The following is a 14,860-nucleotide window of genomic DNA, read 5'->3' on the forward strand; positions in this document are numbered from 1 at the left end:
TCAGGCGGGGGACAGCTCGACGGCGACGCGGCCGGTGACGCCGTCGACCTCCGTGCGCTCGGCCAGGCGGCGCACGATGCGCAGGCCGCGCCCGGTGGCCGGCGCGCGGACGGCCGCGGCGTCGCGCCCGTCCGCCGCGAAGCCGTCGCCGCAGTCGGCCACGCTGAGCGCCAGCCGGGGCTCGCGGAAGCGGAGCGTCAGGTGGATCGGCGCGCCGTATCCCAGGCCGGCGTGCCGCACCGCGTTGGTGACGAGTTCGCTCGCGACCAGCGCCGCGTCCTGCAGCGCCCGGGCCGACAGGCGGCCGGCGCCGACGGCGGCGATCCATTCGCGCGCCGCGCACGGCGCCGCCGCGGTGGCGGGGATGGCCGTGCTGCGGATGTCATGACGCGATGGCACCGTGGCCGCCCGGTGCCCACCGGGCCGCGCCGTATGCGGGGGATGTTCCGGCGCGACCTCGGCCTCAGTACGCCTTCGCGCACAGGCCGCCGTCGACCAGCAGCTCCGCGCCGGTCACGTAGGACGCCTCCGCGGAGGCGAGGAAGAGCACCGCGCGGGCGACCTCCTCGGGGCGCGCGATCCGCTTGATCGGGTACGCGCCCTCCATCTCGGCGCGGGTCGCCTCGGGGTCGTCGCTCGCGGCGAAGTACTCGACGATCATGGGCGTCTCCATGTCGCCCGGCAGCACGCAGTTGCAGCGGATGCCGTCGGTCGCGTAGTCGACGGCGATCGCGCGCGTCAGGCCGAGCACCCCGTGCTTCGTGGCGGTGTACGAGGTCAGGAACGGATCGGCCGAGATGGAGAGGATCGAGCCGATGTTGACGATGGCGCCGCCGCCGACGCCGCGCATGGCGCGCACGGCGGCGCGGCACCCGAGGAAGGTGCCGCGCATGTTGACCGCGTTCACCTCCTCCCACGCCTCGAGGCCCGTCTCGTGCAGCGGGCCCTCCGGCCCGAGGATGCCGGCGTTGTTCACGTAGGCGTCGAGGCGGCCGAACCGGTCGCGGCACAGGGCGACGGCGCGCTCGTGGCAGCGCTCGTCGCGCACGTCGCCCGCCAGGAAGACCACCTCGCCCGGCAGGTCGCGCGCGGCGCGCTCGAGCGACTCGCCGTCGGCGGCGTCGCGGCCGACGCCGACCACCCTGCCGCCCTCGGCGGCCATCAGTAGGGCGGTGTCGCGCCCGAGCCCCTTCGTGGCCCCGGTCACGACGGCGGTGCGGTCCTCGAAGCGCGGCATCTGGTCCTCCCCTGGGCGTGGTCGCGGTGACCCTACGCCCGGCAGGTGCCCCTGCGGTGGACAATGCCGCCCGGCGGCCGATGAGATCCGGGTGAGCGCCGATTCCGCGTATCCGCGTCCGCGTCCCGCGCCGACGGCCCCCGAGGCCGCCCGCCCCGAGGCCGCCGGCCGCCTCGATCAGCGCTCCGCCGCCACGCCGGCCGGGGAGCGGTCGGCCACGTCGACGCGCCGGGGGGGGACGGAGGCCGGCGGGAGGCGCTCCGGGCACGCGCTCGTCGCCGAGCCGGCCGCCGCCGCGCTCTGGCTGGGCCTCTTCCTCATCGCCGGCGGGGCCTACACGCTGTGCCTCGCGGTCACCGTGCCGGGCCACTCCGGCGAGGGGGCGATGTCGGCGACCATGCACGTCCTGGGCGTGGGCCTCGTCGCGCTCGGCGCCGCCTGCGCGCGGTGGGGCGCGCGGCGTCCCCGGTGGCTGCTGGCCCTGGGCGGCCCGCTGCCGGTGCTGCTCATCGCCGCGGCGAACCTCGCCACCGACGACACGACGGTCGGCTCGCAGCTCTTCCTGCTGCTGCCGGTGCTGTACGCGGCCAGCTTCCTCGGCGGCCGCCTCAACCTGCTGGTGCTGGTGGAGGCGGTCGTGGCGGAGGCGCTCGTCATGGCGGTGCTCGCGCCGCCCTCGGAGGCGCTGGCCGCCACAGTCGGCCTCGCCACGACCTTCGCCCTCACGACCGGGACGATCCTCACCTTCCGCCGCCGGATGGACGGCGCGCTGGCGGCGCTCGCCAGCCAGGCGGCCGAGGACCCGCTCACGGGCCTCGCCAACCGGCGGGCGTTCGACGACGGCCTCGCGCGCGCCGTGGCGTCGGCCGCTCGGACGGAGGCCCCGCTGTCGCTGATGCTCGTCGACGTTGACCGCTTCAAGGCGATCAACGACGCCGACGGCCACCCGGAGGGCGACCGCACCCTGCGCCTGGTGGCCGAGTCGGTGCTGGCGTCGGTGCGCGCCGCCGACACCGCCGCGCGCCTCGGCGGCGACGAGTTCGGCGTGCTGCTGCCGGGCTGCTCCGCCGAGGAGGCGGAGGAGGTCGCCGGGGCGGTCGCGCGCCGGGTCGCCGAGCGCACCGCCGCGGCCGGGCGGCCGGTGACCCTCAGCACCGGCGTCGCCACGCTCCCGGACGCCGCCCGCTCCGGGGAGGAGCTGTTCGCGGCCGCCGACGCGGCGCTCTACCGCGCCAAGCGGCTGGGCCGCGCCCGCGTCGCGTCGGCGGCGGCGTCGCCGGAGCCGGCGGGACGCGCCTAGGCGAACGGGGGGAGCCGCGCTGGCCGCCGGTCGGGTGACCGCGCGGGCCGGCGGGTGTGAGGATCGCCCATCGGGGAACGGGGGTGACAGCCGGGGCCCCTGCGAGGCTCCCCGTGGACGGCATCCGACGCGGCGAGGAGGCGTGATGGAGACCCAGCACTACTGCGACGAGTGTGGTGACCTCCGCCAGACCCCGGGCGTCTGCGCGGGATGCGTGAGCTTCGAGCTCATCGACCGGATCGAGGCGGAGGCCCAGCAGGCGGCGTAGGGCCGGCCGGGCGGGCGGACCCGCCCGCCACCGTGCCGTCGAACGGCCACTCGCCTGCCGCGTGCCGGCGGACGGCGTCCCGCAGGCCGCCCCAGGCGCCGCTGCAGACCTCCTCCGGGTAGCCCATCTCGCGCGCCCGCCGGTGGAAGTCGTCCTCGTCCTCGAGCCGCACCCGGCCGCCCGCCACCGCCAGGTCCAGGTCGAGGTCGACGAAGGCGACCACGTCGGCGCCCGCCGCCTCCACGGGCAGCGCCGCGTCGACCGTCCAGCCCTCGACCGCGCCGCCCGGGCCGAGGGTCGCGGTCACGACCCACCACTCGTCGCACGCGGCCGCCACCTCGTCGTGCGCGACGGTCTCGGTCTCGCCGCGGCGGGGATGCTCGCGCCGCGTGCCGGCCGGCGTGCGCCAGAGCCACGGGCCGGGCGGCGCGGACAACAGCGCGGCCCGCCAGCGGGCGGAGACCGACCCGTCCCACTTGCGCTTCTCCACGGTGACGGTGCGCGGCGGCATCGGCGGTGTGCTGCCCGGCGGCGGGCGGGCCCACGCCCGGGCCGCTTGATACAACGGGGGACATGAGCGAGCCCGCACGCCACCGCGTGGTCGTCGTCGGCGGGGGGTTCGGCGGCCTGCGCGTCGCGCAGCGCCTCCGGCGCGCGCCGGTCGACGTGACCCTCATCGACCGCCGCAACTTCCACCTCTTCCAGCCGCTGCTGTACCAGGTCGCGACCGGCGCCCTGTCGCCCGGCGAGATCGCCTCGCCCCTGCGCGGCGTGCTGAAGAACAACCGCAACGCGACGGTGGTGCTGGCCGAGGTCGACGGCTTCGACGTGGAGCGCAGGCTCGTCCACATCTGCCAGGTCGGCGGCGAGCGCCCGGCCAAGGTGCCGTACGACACGCTCGTGGTCGCCGCGGGCGCGCGCCACTCCTACTTCGGCCACGACGAGTGGGCGGTCGACGCGCCCGGGCTCAAGTCGCTCGAGGACGCCCTCGAGCTGCGGCGGCGCATCCTGACCGCCTTCGAGGCCGCCGAGCTCGAGCCGGACCCCGACGTGCAGCGGGCCCTGCTCACGTTCGTCGTGGTGGGGGCCGGGCCGACCGGCGTGGAGCTGGCCGGCCAGATCGCCGAGATCGCGCGCGACACCGTGCGCCGCGACTTCCGCCACATCGACCCGGCGCGCTCGCGGGTCGTGCTCGTGGAGGGCGCCGACCGCGTGCTGCTCGCCTTCCCCGACCGGCTGTCGGAGAAGGGCGAGCAGCAGCTCACCGACCTCGGCGTCATCGTGCGCCGCAACCGGCTGGTGACGGGGGTCGACCCGGAGGGCGTGTGGCTCACCGGGCCGGGCTCCGACGGCGAGACCGAGCGGCTCGACTCGCGGACCATCGTCTGGGCGGCGGGCGTGCAGGCGTCGCCGCTCGCCCGCATGCTGGCCGAGCAGACCGGCGCCGAGGTCGACCGGGCCGGCCGGATGACGGTCGAGCCGGACCTCACCGTGCCCGGCCACCCGGAGATCTTCGCCCTGGGCGACATGGTGCGCGTGTCCGACGGGCAGGGCGGCCACTCGCCGGTGCCGGGCGTCGCGCCGGCGGCGATCCAGGAGGGCAAGTACGCCGCCAAGGTCATCCGCGCGCGGCTCGCGGGCGACGCGCCGCCGCCGGCCTTCCGCTACCGGGACAAGGGCAACCTCGCCACCATCGGCCGCCGCCGCGCGGTGGGCCAGATCCGCGGCGTGCAGCTGTCGGGCACCCTCGCCTGGCTCGGGTGGCTCTTCATCCACCTCTTCTATCTGACGGGCCTCCAGAACCGGATCCTGGTCTTCATCCGCTGGACGATCAGCTTCCTCACCCGCGGCCGCGGCGCCCGGCTCATCACCGGCGGCCAGGAGGATCCGCTCGCCTCGCCGCAGCCCGCGCCGCCGCGCGACGCGGCGGTCACGGCCGGGGGGCCACCCCCGTCAGGATGACCGCGGCCGCCCGGCGCGGCGCCTCGGCCGGCAGCGAGAAGGGCCGCGCGCGGCGGGGCAACCGCACGTGGCGCCGCTCGCCGGCGACGGCCGCGACCGCGGCGCGGGACAGCCGCCCGAGCGGGGTGTCGGTCAGCACGCCCAGCCGGTGGAAGCGGCGGACGGCGCGCGGTGGGCGGGTGCGCCAGCACCCGACGACCGCATCTCGGTGGGGATGAGCCCGGTCCCGACGACCGTGGGGCCCACGGGCAGCCCCCGCGGCTCGGCGCGCAGGCCGGAGGTGGACCGGGTCAGCGCGGCCTTCGTCGTGGCGGAGCACCATCCCGGGGGGCGCCTGGCGGGTGAGCTCCCTCGGCGCCAGCACGTTGAGCGCCACCAGGCGCTCGGTCGGCACAGCCGGCGGCGGTGGACGCGCCGGTCGCGTCGATGCCGGCCGTGTCTGCGAGCACGTCGACCGGCCCGGCGGCGTCATCGACCCGGGCGATCAGCCGGCTCCGGCCGTCGCGCCCGGCCAGGGTCGGCCCGTCAGCGCGACGCGCCGAGCTCGGCGGCGAGCTCCTCCAGGGGCACCGCCGAGCGCGTCACGACCGTCACCCGCGCGCCCCCGCGCGGGCGAACTCCCGGGCCAGCGCCGCGCCGACCCCGCGCGACGCCCCGGTCACCAGCCCATGCGCGTCCTGCAGCTCCATGTCGTGCCCCTCGGCTCGTGGCGGAGCCGCGAGGCGAGTCGTCAGCGGCCGCCGCCCGCCCGCTGCAGCAGAAAGCCGCCGCCCCAGACCGCCGCCCGCGCCGCCACGCCTGCCGCCACCGAGCCGGCCACCGCCGCGAGCACCAGGTGGGTGGCCGCCATGCCGGCCGTGGCGCTGAGCACGCCGCCCGCGACCGCGCCGGCGCACCCCGCGGTGGCCCAGGCCGAGCCGGCCGCCAGGCCGACGGCCGGGGCGAGGTCGTGGCCCGCCGCCAGGCGGAGCGCGCGGGTCACCAGGATCGCGAGGAACGCGCCGGCCGCCAGGCTCAGCCCGTAGGCGGCGGAGGCGCCGAGCGTGCCGTCGGCGGACCAGGCGGCCACCGACGCGGCGGCCTGCACCGACAGGGCGAGCGTCAGCAGCGACGCCATCCGGGCCCGTCCGGCGATGCGCCGCACCAGCGGCCGGGACAGGCGCACGGCGACGAAGCCGGCCATCAGCGCTGGCACCAGCGCGCCGCGCAGGCCCACGCCGTCCTTCAGCCACACGATGAGCACGGCGCCCTGCGCCGCGCCGACGCCGGCGCTCCAGGCGCCCGCCGCCAGCACGCGCCGCAGGAGGCGGTCCGACGCGATGGTCCCGGCCGCGCCGCGGAGCGCCGCGGCGACGGCCGGCTGGTGGTCGATGCGCAGGTCCATGTCGGGGTGGTGGCGCGCGGCGACGACGGCCGCCGCCCCGGCCAGCAGCGCGGCGAGCGCGATCGCGCCCTGCGGCCCGGCGACGAGGCCGGCCAGCAGGGTGCCCGCGCCGCCGAGCGCCGAGCCCGCGCCGAACTGCTGGGTGAGCGCGTGGGCGCTGTCGGGGCGCCGCTCCGCCGGCACGAGCTGCTGCAGGGTGTCCGTCGTGGCGGCGTCGAAGAGGGTGCGCGCCACCCCCACGACCGCCGCGCAGGCCACCACCAGGGCCACGCCGGACGTGCCGGCCGCCAGCAGGCAGGCGGCGAAGGCCGCGCACATCGCGGCGGGCGAGCCCCAGAGCACCGCGCGCCGGCGCGCCCGGGCCACGAGCGGCGCGGCGATCGGCAGGGCCACGGCCACGGGCGCGAGCCCGGCCACGATGACGGCCGCCGCGCCCGCGGCGCCGGTGCCCATGGTCGCGGCGAGCCAGACGGCGCCGATCGACCCGCAGGTGAGCGCCGCCGCGAACAGGCGCTGCAGGCGCCACATCCGCGCGCGCTCGCGGGCGGTGTCGGCGGTGGTGTGATGTGTGACGAATCGGCCCATGACGTGGCTGTGGCCGGCGCCCCTGCGGGCCCGGCCACACACCGAGGGTAGGGACTCCCGCCCCCGCGTTCCACCGCCCGCGTAGGATCGGCCCATGAGCCGACGACGCATCGACGTTGGCGAGGTCCGCCTCGCCGTCACCGAGGCGGGCGACCCCGGCGGGGAGCCGGTGATCCTGCTGCACGGGTTCCCCGAGACGGCGCACTCGTGGCGCCACCAGCTCCCGGCGCTGGCGGAGGCGGGCTTCCACGCCGTGGCGCCGGACCTGCGCGGCTACGGCGGGTCGGACCGCCCGGCGGCGGTCGACGACTACGCGGCGGCGAAGCTGGTCGGCGACGTCGCCGGCCTCATCCGCGCGCTGGGGCACGAGCGCGCCCACGTGGTGGGCCACGACTGGGGCGGCGGGCTCGCGTGGGGGCTCGCGGGCACCATGCCGGCGCTCGTCCGCTCGCTCACGATCCTGAACGCCCCGGTGGGCCCGGTCTCGGCGCGGCTGCGCCGCGAGGACCCCGCCCAGCGCGCGAAGAGCTGGTACATGCTGCTCTTCCAGTTCCCCGGCGTGGCCGAGACCTGGCTGTCGGCCGACGACTTCGCCAACCTGCGCCAGTTCGTGTTCGACGACGCGGCGCCGGGCACGTTCCCGCCCGAGGACCGCGAGGTGGTCGTCGAGGCGCTGCGCGCCGACGGCGCCCTGACGGCGGCGCTCAACTGGTACCGGGCCAACATGCCGCCGGCGTCGTGGCTGCGGGAGCCGCCGGACCCGCCGGAGGTGACCGTGCCGACGATGATCATCTGGGGCGAGGCCGACAGCAACATGGGGACCGAGCTGCTCGAGCGCTCGGCCGCCACCGTGACCGGGCCCCTGCGGGTGGAGCGCCTGCCGGGCGTGAGCCACTGGGTGCAGCAGGAGGTGCCCGGCCGGGTCAACGAGCTGCTGCTGGACTTCCTGCGCGGGCTGCCCCGCGGCTGAACGGGGCCGGGCCCTCAGTCGCCCTCAGCCCCCCTCAGCCGCCGACGGTCGAGCTTGCCCGACGGCAGCCGCGGCAGCTCGTCGACGACCGTGACCGTGCGCGGCGCCATGTAGGCCTCCAGCGCGTGGGCCACGTGGCGGCGCAGCTCGGCGGCGAAGTCGCCGGCCGGGTCGGCGCCCGGGGCGGTCACGACGAACGCGGCCGGCCGCAGCAGGCCCTCGTCGTCGGCCGCGCCCACGACGGCGGCCTCGGCCACCGCGGGGTGGCCGAGCAGCGCGGCCTCGACGGCCGCGGGGCTGACCCAGCGGGCGTCGACCTTGAACAGGTCGTCGGCGCGCCCCATGTGGCGGTACCGGCCGTCCCGCGCCACGAGCATGTCGCCCATCCGCAGCCACGGGCCGTGCACGAGGTCGCGGGTGGCCTCCGGGCGGCGCCAGTACCCCGTGGTGTTGGAGTCGCTGCGGATCCACAGCCGGCCGGGCTCGCCCTCGTCCACCGGCCGCCCCTCGTCGTCGGCCAGGCGCACCTCGAGCCCCTCGACGGCGCGCCCCAGCACGCCGGGCTCGTACGGCTCGCCGGGACGGGTGGAGATCACGACGTTCGAGCACTCCGAGCAGCCGAGGCCCTCGATCAGGTCGAGCCCGGCCGCGCCGCGCAGCCGCTCGGCGACCGGGGCGGGCAGGCTGTCGCCGGACGAGACGGCGAGCCGCACCGACGCGAGCGACCCCGCGCCCGGGTGGCGCTCGAGGAATGTCGCCAGCTGCGCCCAGTGGGTGGGGACGCCGGTCAGCACGGTGACGCCGTGCTCCTCGACCGTCGCGAGCACCCCGCGCGGCGTGGGGCGCGTGCCGGTCAGGACGGCGGTCGCGCCGCGCCCCAGGACGCGGAAGAACCCGTTGCCGAAGCCGAGCGAGGTGAACAGGCGGGCCATCGAGTGGCAGCGGTCCCCCGGCTCGAGCCCCAGCACCGTGCGCGCGTACGTCTCGATGCCGGCGCGCATGTCGCCGTGGGCGTGCATGACGCCCTTCGGGCGGCCGGTGGAGCCCGACGAGTAGACGAGGTAGGCGAGGTCGGCGGGGTGGACCGCCGCGATCGGCGCCGCCCGCCCGGCGTCGAGCGCCCCGGGCGCCAGCGCCACCGGCCCGGCCGGGACCTCGGCTCCCTCCGCCGCGACCACGACGGCCGGCTCGCAGTCGTCGACCAGGTCGGCGAGGCGCTCGCCGTCGGCCGCCGGGTCGACGGGCACGGGCACCGCGCCCATCCGGGCGGCGCCGAGGAAGGCCTGCAGCCACGGCCGCCCGTCGCGGAGCGCCACGATCACCCGGTCGCCGCGGCGGGCGCCGGCCGCCCGCAGCGCCCCGGCCGCCCGCGCGGTGGCGGCCGACAGCTCGGCGAAGGTCCACGCGCCGTCCTCGTCGATCGCCGCCGGCGCGCCGGCGAGGTCGCCGCGCGCGTGCCGCTCCACGACCAGCTCGACAAGGTTGTGCTCCGCCCGCGCCGAGCGCGTCGGCGTCGCGTGGGTGGCGCCGGGTGCGCCCCCGCCGCCCCCGGGCGGCCCCGGCGCGGCCAGGGTCGCCTCCGCCAGGGCCTCGAGCGCCTCCGGGGGCGTGCGGTCCGGCAGCACGAGCACCGCGTCGGTGGCGCCCGCCCGGCCGACCTCCGCGAGCGCCTCGCGCAGCTCGTCGGGCGGCGCCACGATGCCCGTGGTGCGCAGCCAGCGCAGCAGCTTCGCCGGCGTGGTGCCGAGCGCCCGCGCCTCCGGCGCGAGCCACGACTCCGCCTCGGCCGCGGACGGCACCGGCAGCGCGTAGGTGTAGAGCGCGCAGGCCAGGGGCGGGCGCCCCGCGGCCTCGCGCGCCGCGTCGGCGATCGCCAGGCGCCGTGCGACCTCGCCGGCGCCGCAGAAGGCCGCCACGATGCCGTCGGCCCGCTCGCCCGCGAGGCGCAGCAGGCGCGGCCCGTGGGCGGCGAGCCAGATCGGCGGCCCGCCCCTCTGCACGGGCGCGGGCAGGTTGGGCGCGCCCGCGAGCACGCCGGGCAGGTCAGCGCCGGCCGGCTCCGCGAACATGGCCCGCATGGTGGCCAGCGCGGTGCGCAGCCCCGCGGTGCGCTCGCGCGGCGGCGGGAACGGGAACCCGTAGGCGGCGTGCTCGGCGACGTCGGAGCCCGTGCCGAGGCCCACGACCACCCGGCCGCCCGAGATCACGTCCAGGATCGTGACCGCCTTGGCCGCGAGGGCCGGCGGCCGGTACGACGCGGACAGCACCACCGTGCCGAGGCGCACCCGGCTGGTGAGCGCCGCCAGCGCGGCCAGCGTGGTGAGCGCGTCGAAGGCCGGCTCGGCCTTGACGCGGCCCGGCGACTGGAGGTGGTCGTTGACCCAGACGCCGTCGAAGCCCAGCGCCTCGGCGCGCAGCGCCCCGTCCCGCAGCTCGGTCCAGCCGGACCCGTACTGGGGCACGCGCACGCCGATGCGCGGCGCGCCCACGGGCGCTACCCGGTTCCCAGCACGACGACCACCTGCGCGCCGTCGGGCGCCGCGTCGCCGACGGCGCCGGTGCGCGGCAGGGCGCGGATGCGGTCGATCTCCAGGTCGCGGCCGACCCGGGTGGCGGCCGGGCGCCGGCCGGGGCGGAAGTAGACCGTCGTGGGCTCCGCGGTGGTGGGCGCGTTGCCCGTCGTGACGCCGCTGTAGCCGAGGCTCTCGGCCTGGCCCGCGGTGCGCGCCGCGGCGCCGTTCTCGTTCGTGCCGTTGAGCACCGCGAGGGCGATGTCGGCCCGGTCGGGGGGCGGCGCCGGCGGCCGCGCGGCCGTCGTGGCGGGGGCGGTGGACGTGGCGGGCCCGTCGGACCCGCCGTCGCCCCCGGCGGCGGTCTCCTCGCCGGCCGGCGCGAGCACGGTGACCGGGCCGTCGTCGCCGCGGACGATCCAGCCCGCCACGAAGCCGATCACCAGGCAGGCGACCACGAGCGCCACGGGCCGCACCCACGGGCGCGCGCCGGCGGGTGGGTCGGGGGGCGGGGTGGTCGGGGGCTCGGTCGTCATGCGTGGGGGCCACCCGGGATGCTAGCCGCGGTCCCGGTCGGCACGGGGATGTTGACGACCGGGACGGGTGATAACCTGCCGTCAGGTCGCGCCAGACCGCGCTGTCGCAGGACGGGAGAGTCGCTCCCCTCCTGACCCGAGGACGAGCACGCGCGGCGATCACTCGGCATGCCGGGCCGCCCCTTTCGGCCCACGGCGTGCGCCCGTGCCCTGGAGGTCGGCACGAGATGCCCGACGGAACGCACCCCACGACCGCAACGCGCGCCGAGACGTCGCCCGGCGAGGCGCTCTCGCGCGCCCTCGCCGACCCGGCGTCCGCCTGGCCGGACGTGGTGCTGCGCGAGCACCAGGTCGAGGCGCTCGACGAGCTCGCGGGCCGGCTCTCGCACGGCGCCACCCGCACCTGGGTGGACGCGCCGACCGGCTCCGGCAAGACGATCATGTTCCTCGCCCTGGCCGCCGCGCTCGGCGGCAGCGCCCTCGTGTTGGTGCCGCGGCGCAACCTGGCCGAGCAGACGGCCGCGGGGCTCGCCCGGCACTTCCCCTCGGTGCCGTCGCATCCGGAGGGACCCGAGTCGGCGGGCAGGCCGGGGGTCGCGATCTGCACCTACCAGGCGGCGCTGCGCCACCAGGACCGGATGGACTGGGAGTCGGTCGACCTCCTGATCTGCGACGAGGCGCACGCCACGCTCGGGGCGCAGACGCGCAAGCTGCTCGACCGGGCGGTCAACGCGGTGATCGTGGGCTTCACCGCGACGGGGGCGACCACGACCGGGCACGTGGAGCAGGTGTTCGGGCCGGTGGCGGCGACCCTCGACCGCATGTCCGCGATCGAGCGGGGCATCCTCTGCCCCCTGCGCTCCCTGCGGGTCGAGCGCGCGGTGGACCTCTCCGACGTCGCCCGCGTGCGCGGCGACTTCGACCAGGCCCAGCTGGGCCGGGCCCTCGACCGGGCCCGCTGGCACCGCGCCTGCGCGGAGGTCTGGGTGGAGCACTTCCAGCCGCTCGGCCTGGCGGGCGTGGCCTACACGGCCACGGTGGCCCAGGCCCACGCGCTCGCCGACGAGCTCACCCAGCGCGGGGTGCGCGCCGCCGCCGTGTCGGGGCAGACGCCGCCGAAGGAGCTCCAGCGGGTCCTGTTCGACTTCTCGTCCGAGCGCATCGACGTGCTGTGCAACGCCGACCTGCTGACCGAGGGCTGGGACGAGACCCGGGCCTCGGTCGTGATGCACCTCGCGCCGACCACCTCCGAGCGCGTCTTCGTGCAGCGGCTCGGGCGCGTGATGCGGCCCTCCCCGGGCAAGGAGGCCGTGTCGGTCGAGTTCCTGCCGGCGGGCGACCCGATGGGCGTCCAGACCAGCCACGAGGTGTTCGGCCTCGGCTGGTACAAGCCGCTCGGGCGGGTCGCGGGGCCGCCGGAGGGCGGCGAGCGCGGCAAGCTGGCGAAGGCGGCCGACCTGCTCGCCGCCGCCGAGGGCGGGACCGCCAAGCTGGTCAACCCGGCCGCCGCGCCGGGGCTGATCGCGGCGGGCCTGGCGGAGGGCGGCTGGCGTGAGGCGGACCCGGCGCTGCTGCCCGAGAACCTCATGGAGGAGTGGGTCGAGGCGGCGAGCAACGACGTCTCGGTCGACGAGCTCATCGAGCGGGTCACCCTGGGCGTCGATCCGCTGGCGGCCGTGCCGTGGTGGGCCCTGTCGGGGGTCATCGCGCGCCGCCTGCACGACGGCGCCGACCAGCCGCTCTGGCGCGCGTGGGCGACGGCGCTGCTGGTGCAGCCGGACCTGCGCCGGGCTCTGCCCGACGACGTGCCCCGGCGGGTGCTCGACCGGCTGCGCATGACCTCGCGCGAGCGCCTGCGGGCGCTGTGGTGGCACGCCGACCAGTCCGGCAAGTGGGAGCGGCTCGCCACCCTCGAGCAGCTCGGCCGCTCGAGCGACCGCCGCCGCCGCTGGGCGGCGCTCGACGAGACCTCCGGCTGGGCGCCGAGCTGGGCCTGGGACGTCTCGCGCGCCCTCGCCGACGGCACGCGGCCGGGGCGCAACCAGGAGGCGGCCCGCATCGCCGCGTGGGAGGCGCACCACCTGATCTCGAACGGCGGCGACCTGGCCCTGATCGGGGTCTGGCTGCGGGCGGCCGGCGAGCCGCCACCCGACCCGGCGCCGCCACCCGACCCGGCGGCCCTGCGCCTGGGGCAGGCGGCGCGGCTGCTGGTGGTGCTCGGCCCGGGCGACGTCCCGCTCCGCAGCGAGCACCTGCGCATCGCCGGGCGCGCCGCCGGGGCGGCGGGCGGATGGGCCGAGCTGCGCGGCGTCCTCGACGCCCTCGACCTCACGACGCCCGACGCCCGCCGGGCGGTGCGCGCCGCCGTGGGGGCGGTGCAGCCGAAGGCGCTGGCGTCCCGGCGGGCCTGGAACGCGCTGCGCGCCCGCATGCCGCGCCTGCCGGAGCCGGAGGCGATGGGGGTCGGCGACGGGCGCAAGGCCGGCCCGCGCGCGGGCGGCGAGGAGGGCGCCGCGGGCCCGTCGCGGCCGCGGCGGCGGCGCAGGCGCCGGCTGCGCTCCCCCGAGGGCGCCCCGCCCGCGGGCCAGCCGGGCGGCGAGGGCCAGCCGGAGCGCCGCGAGCCGACCCCCGGCCCGGCCGGCGAGGCCCAGCCGGCCTCGGGCGAGGGCGCGCCCGCCACGCGCCGCCGGCGGCGGCGCAGGCGGCGGTCGCGGGGCGGCGCGGGTGCGCCGGCCGCGGCGGAGGGCGGCGGGCAGGCCGAGGTCGCGCCCCGCCCGGAGGCGCCCCCGGGGGGCGAGGGGTGAGCGCGCGGACCGGCGACCGCTCGGAGGCGGTGGCCGACGAGCTCTGGGGGCGGGTGCGGACGATGGCCGCCCGCCTCGCGCAGCTCGAGGCCGCGGACGCGCTCGGCGAGCTGGACGACGAGGGCCGCGGGCGGCTGGCCGCGCTGCGGCTGCGCTGCTCGCGCGCGGCCGAGCGCGCGCGCATGGCCGACGAGCTCGCCGACCGGGTCGCGGAGGTCCGCTCGCGCCGTCGCCCGTAGCGGCCGCGCGGCCGTCGCGCGACGGACCGCGGGCGGCGGGCGGGTGGCCGAGGTGGTCGGCGCGCCCATAATGCGCGCTTCACGTCGGCCCGCTACAACCACGGGGTGACCGGACCCCTGCCACCGCTCGAGCCGCGCGGGCGAGGCGACGGCCTGCCCGCCCTGGCGCCGCGCGCGCCCGCCGCGCCCGGCCTGCCGGCGCTGCCGCCCGCGCCTCCGCGCGCGGACGGGGTGCTGCCGCCGCTCGGCGGGCCGGCCGGGCACACGCCGCCGCCGCCCCCGCCGCCGCGGCGCAGGCGCGCGGGGCCGGGCGCGCGCCTGGCCGCGCTCGTGGCGGCCACCGCGCTGGTCGCCGGCCTCGTCGGCGGCGTGGCGGCGGGGCTGCTGGACGACGACGGCGCCCCGGCACACCCCGGGGGCGCGGGCACGGCGACGCCCGTGACCCGGTCGCCCGTGACCCCGCCGTTCCGGCCCGGCTCCGGCGGGGAGCTCGCCGAGGCCGTGGCGCGCGTGTCGCCCACGGTCGTGCAGGTGCGCTCGGACGCCGGCAGCCAGGGCAGCGGCGTGATCGTGGCGCCCTCGGGCCGCATCATCACCAACGAGCACGTGGTGCGCGGCGCCTCGCAGGTCACCGTGCTGACCGCCGACGAGCGGCGCGTGCCCGCCACGGTGCTGCGTGCCGACGCCCGCCAGGACCTCGCGGTGCTGCGCGCGGACATCCCGGTGGGGCGCGGCGCCGAGCTGTCGCCGTCGACCGACGGGCTGCGCCAGGGCGAGCAGGTCTTCGCCATCGGCTCGCCGTTCGGCCTGCAGGACACGGTCACCGCCGGCGTCGTCAGCAACGTGGGCCGCACGAACCGCGAGGGGGTGCCGATGATCCAGATCGACGCGCCGATCAACCCGGGCAACTCGGGCGGCGGCCTCTTCGACCTCGACGGCCGGCTGGTCGGGATCCCGACCTCGATCGTCGGCCCCATCCCCGGCAACGTCGGCATCGGCTTCGCCGTCCCCGTCTCGCGGGTCCAGGCGATGCTCGACGGCGCCCCCTGACCCGACCAGCAGGAG

General features: G+C 78.6%; 14 protein-coding genes. 7 read left to right on the forward strand and 7 right to left on the reverse strand.

The annotated features are described in order from the left end of the window. Both ITJ85_RS00935 and ITJ85_RS00940 read right to left on the reverse strand, forming a co-directional pair. Complete coding sequence (locus tag ITJ85_RS00935; RefSeq protein ID WP_217914481.1) at positions 1-399, reverse strand: ATP-binding protein; 399 nt, start codon at positions 397-399, stop codon at positions 1-3. 64 nt (positions 400-463) lie between these two features. Beyond that, on the reverse strand, positions 464-1,237 hold the full coding sequence (locus tag ITJ85_RS00940; RefSeq protein WP_217914482.1) for an SDR family NAD(P)-dependent oxidoreductase: 774 nt from the start codon (positions 1,235-1,237) through the stop codon (positions 464-466). A 91-nt stretch (positions 1,238-1,328) separates the two neighbouring features. Here ITJ85_RS00940 and ITJ85_RS00945 point away from each other — a divergent pair, with 91 nt between their 5' ends. Together ITJ85_RS00945 and ITJ85_RS17320 are read left to right on the forward strand one after the other, a co-directional pair. Beyond that, positions 1,329-2,537 (forward strand): GGDEF domain-containing protein, encoded by a 1,209-nt coding sequence (locus tag ITJ85_RS00945; RefSeq protein ID WP_217914483.1) that lies wholly within the window; start codon positions 1,329-1,331, stop codon positions 2,535-2,537. 145 nt (positions 2,538-2,682) lie between these two features. Next, a complete protein-coding gene (locus tag ITJ85_RS17320; protein ID WP_281412212.1) occupies positions 2,683-2,805 on the forward strand; it encodes a hypothetical protein in 123 nt (40 codons plus the stop codon). On the opposite strand, the gene ITJ85_RS00950 is transcribed toward ITJ85_RS17320, so the two are convergent. Continuing rightward, positions 2,765-3,316 carry a ribonuclease FAU-1 family protein gene (locus ITJ85_RS00950; RefSeq protein ID WP_217914484.1) on the reverse strand — a complete coding sequence of 184 codons (552 nt, stop codon included), beginning with the start codon at positions 3,314-3,316 and terminating at the stop codon, positions 2,765-2,767. The two genes, ITJ85_RS17320 and ITJ85_RS00950, sit on opposite strands and share 41 nt — an antisense overlap. A gap of 62 nt (positions 3,317-3,378) precedes the next feature. Here ITJ85_RS00950 and ITJ85_RS00955 point away from each other — a divergent pair, with 62 nt between their 5' ends. After that, positions 3,379-4,767: an NAD(P)/FAD-dependent oxidoreductase gene (locus tag ITJ85_RS00955; RefSeq protein ID WP_217914485.1), complete on the forward strand. Its 1,389-nt coding sequence runs from the start codon at positions 3,379-3,381 to the stop codon at positions 4,765-4,767. On the opposite strand, the gene ITJ85_RS00960 is transcribed toward ITJ85_RS00955, so the two are convergent. Together ITJ85_RS00960 and ITJ85_RS00965 are read right to left on the reverse strand one after the other, a co-directional pair. After that, positions 4,736-4,906, reverse strand: a complete 171-nt coding sequence (locus ITJ85_RS00960; RefSeq protein WP_217914486.1) for a hypothetical protein — start codon at positions 4,904-4,906, stop codon at positions 4,736-4,738. The two genes, ITJ85_RS00955 and ITJ85_RS00960, sit on opposite strands and share 32 nt — an antisense overlap. Before the next feature lie 591 nt (positions 4,907-5,497). Then, positions 5,498-6,736 carry a hypothetical protein gene (locus tag ITJ85_RS00965; RefSeq protein WP_217914487.1) on the reverse strand — a complete coding sequence of 413 codons (1,239 nt, stop codon included), beginning with the start codon at positions 6,734-6,736 and terminating at the stop codon, positions 5,498-5,500. A gap of 94 nt (positions 6,737-6,830) precedes the next feature. Between ITJ85_RS00965 and ITJ85_RS00970 the strand changes: the two genes are divergently transcribed. Further along, entirely contained in the window at positions 6,831-7,706 is an 876-nt protein-coding gene (locus ITJ85_RS00970; RefSeq protein WP_217914488.1) for an alpha/beta fold hydrolase, read from the forward strand. 14 nt (positions 7,707-7,720) lie between these two features. Here ITJ85_RS00970 and ITJ85_RS00975 read toward each other — a convergent pair whose 3' ends face one another. Together ITJ85_RS00975 and ITJ85_RS00980 are read right to left on the reverse strand one after the other, a co-directional pair. Further along, entirely contained in the window at positions 7,721-10,195 is a 2,475-nt protein-coding gene (locus ITJ85_RS00975) for an LLM class flavin-dependent oxidoreductase (RefSeq protein WP_217914489.1), read from the reverse strand. A 5-nt stretch (positions 10,196-10,200) separates the two neighbouring features. Beyond that, positions 10,201-10,752: a LytR C-terminal domain-containing protein gene (locus ITJ85_RS00980; protein ID WP_217914490.1), complete on the reverse strand. Its 552-nt coding sequence runs from the start codon at positions 10,750-10,752 to the stop codon at positions 10,201-10,203. 227 nt (positions 10,753-10,979) lie between these two features. On the opposite strand from ITJ85_RS00980, the gene ITJ85_RS00985 reads away from it, so the two are divergent. The 3 genes from ITJ85_RS00985 (at position 10,980) to ITJ85_RS00995 (ending at position 14,845) form a co-directional block, all read left to right on the forward strand. Continuing rightward, positions 10,980-13,556 carry a DEAD/DEAH box helicase gene (locus ITJ85_RS00985; RefSeq protein ID WP_217914491.1) on the forward strand — a complete coding sequence of 859 codons (2,577 nt, stop codon included), beginning with the start codon at positions 10,980-10,982 and terminating at the stop codon, positions 13,554-13,556. Next, positions 13,553-13,795, forward strand: coding sequence for a hypothetical protein (locus ITJ85_RS00990; RefSeq protein ID WP_217914492.1), 243 nt, complete (start codon positions 13,553-13,555; stop codon positions 13,793-13,795). Before ITJ85_RS00985 ends, ITJ85_RS00990 begins: the two co-directional genes overlap by 4 nt. 105 nt (positions 13,796-13,900) lie before the next feature. Beyond that, positions 13,901-14,845, forward strand: a complete 945-nt coding sequence (locus ITJ85_RS00995; protein ID WP_217914493.1) for a S1C family serine protease — start codon at positions 13,901-13,903, stop codon at positions 14,843-14,845. Positions 14,846-14,860: the final 15 nt, after the last annotated feature.

The sequence above is a fragment of the Miltoncostaea marina genome, from assembly GCF_018141525.1.
GTDB lineage: Bacteria > Actinomycetota > Thermoleophilia > Miltoncostaeales > Miltoncostaeaceae > Miltoncostaea > Miltoncostaea marina.

Excerpts from the sequence above, each read along its gene's own strand:
- ITJ85_RS00940 (WP_217914482.1), bottom strand. The coding sequence starts at position 1,237 with ATGCCGCGCTTCGAGGACCGCACCGCCGTCGTGACCGGGGCCACGAAG.
- ITJ85_RS17320 (WP_281412212.1), top strand. The coding sequence starts at position 2,683 with ATGGAGACCCAGCACTACTGCGACGAGTGTGGTGACCTCCGCCAGACC.
- ITJ85_RS00950 (WP_217914484.1), bottom strand. The coding sequence starts at position 3,316 with ATGCCGCCGCGCACCGTCACCGTGGAGAAGCGCAAGTGGGACGGGTCG.
- ITJ85_RS00955 (WP_217914485.1), top strand. The coding sequence starts at position 3,379 with ATGAGCGAGCCCGCACGCCACCGCGTGGTCGTCGTCGGCGGGGGGTTC.
- ITJ85_RS00965 (WP_217914487.1), bottom strand. The coding sequence starts at position 6,736 with ATGGGCCGATTCGTCACACATCACACCACCGCCGACACCGCCCGCGAG.
- ITJ85_RS00970 (WP_217914488.1), top strand. The coding sequence starts at position 6,831 with ATGAGCCGACGACGCATCGACGTTGGCGAGGTCCGCCTCGCCGTCACC.
- ITJ85_RS00980 (WP_217914490.1), bottom strand. The coding sequence starts at position 10,752 with ATGACGACCGAGCCCCCGACCACCCCGCCCCCCGACCCACCCGCCGGC.
- ITJ85_RS00985 (WP_217914491.1), top strand. The coding sequence starts at position 10,980 with ATGCCCGACGGAACGCACCCCACGACCGCAACGCGCGCCGAGACGTCG.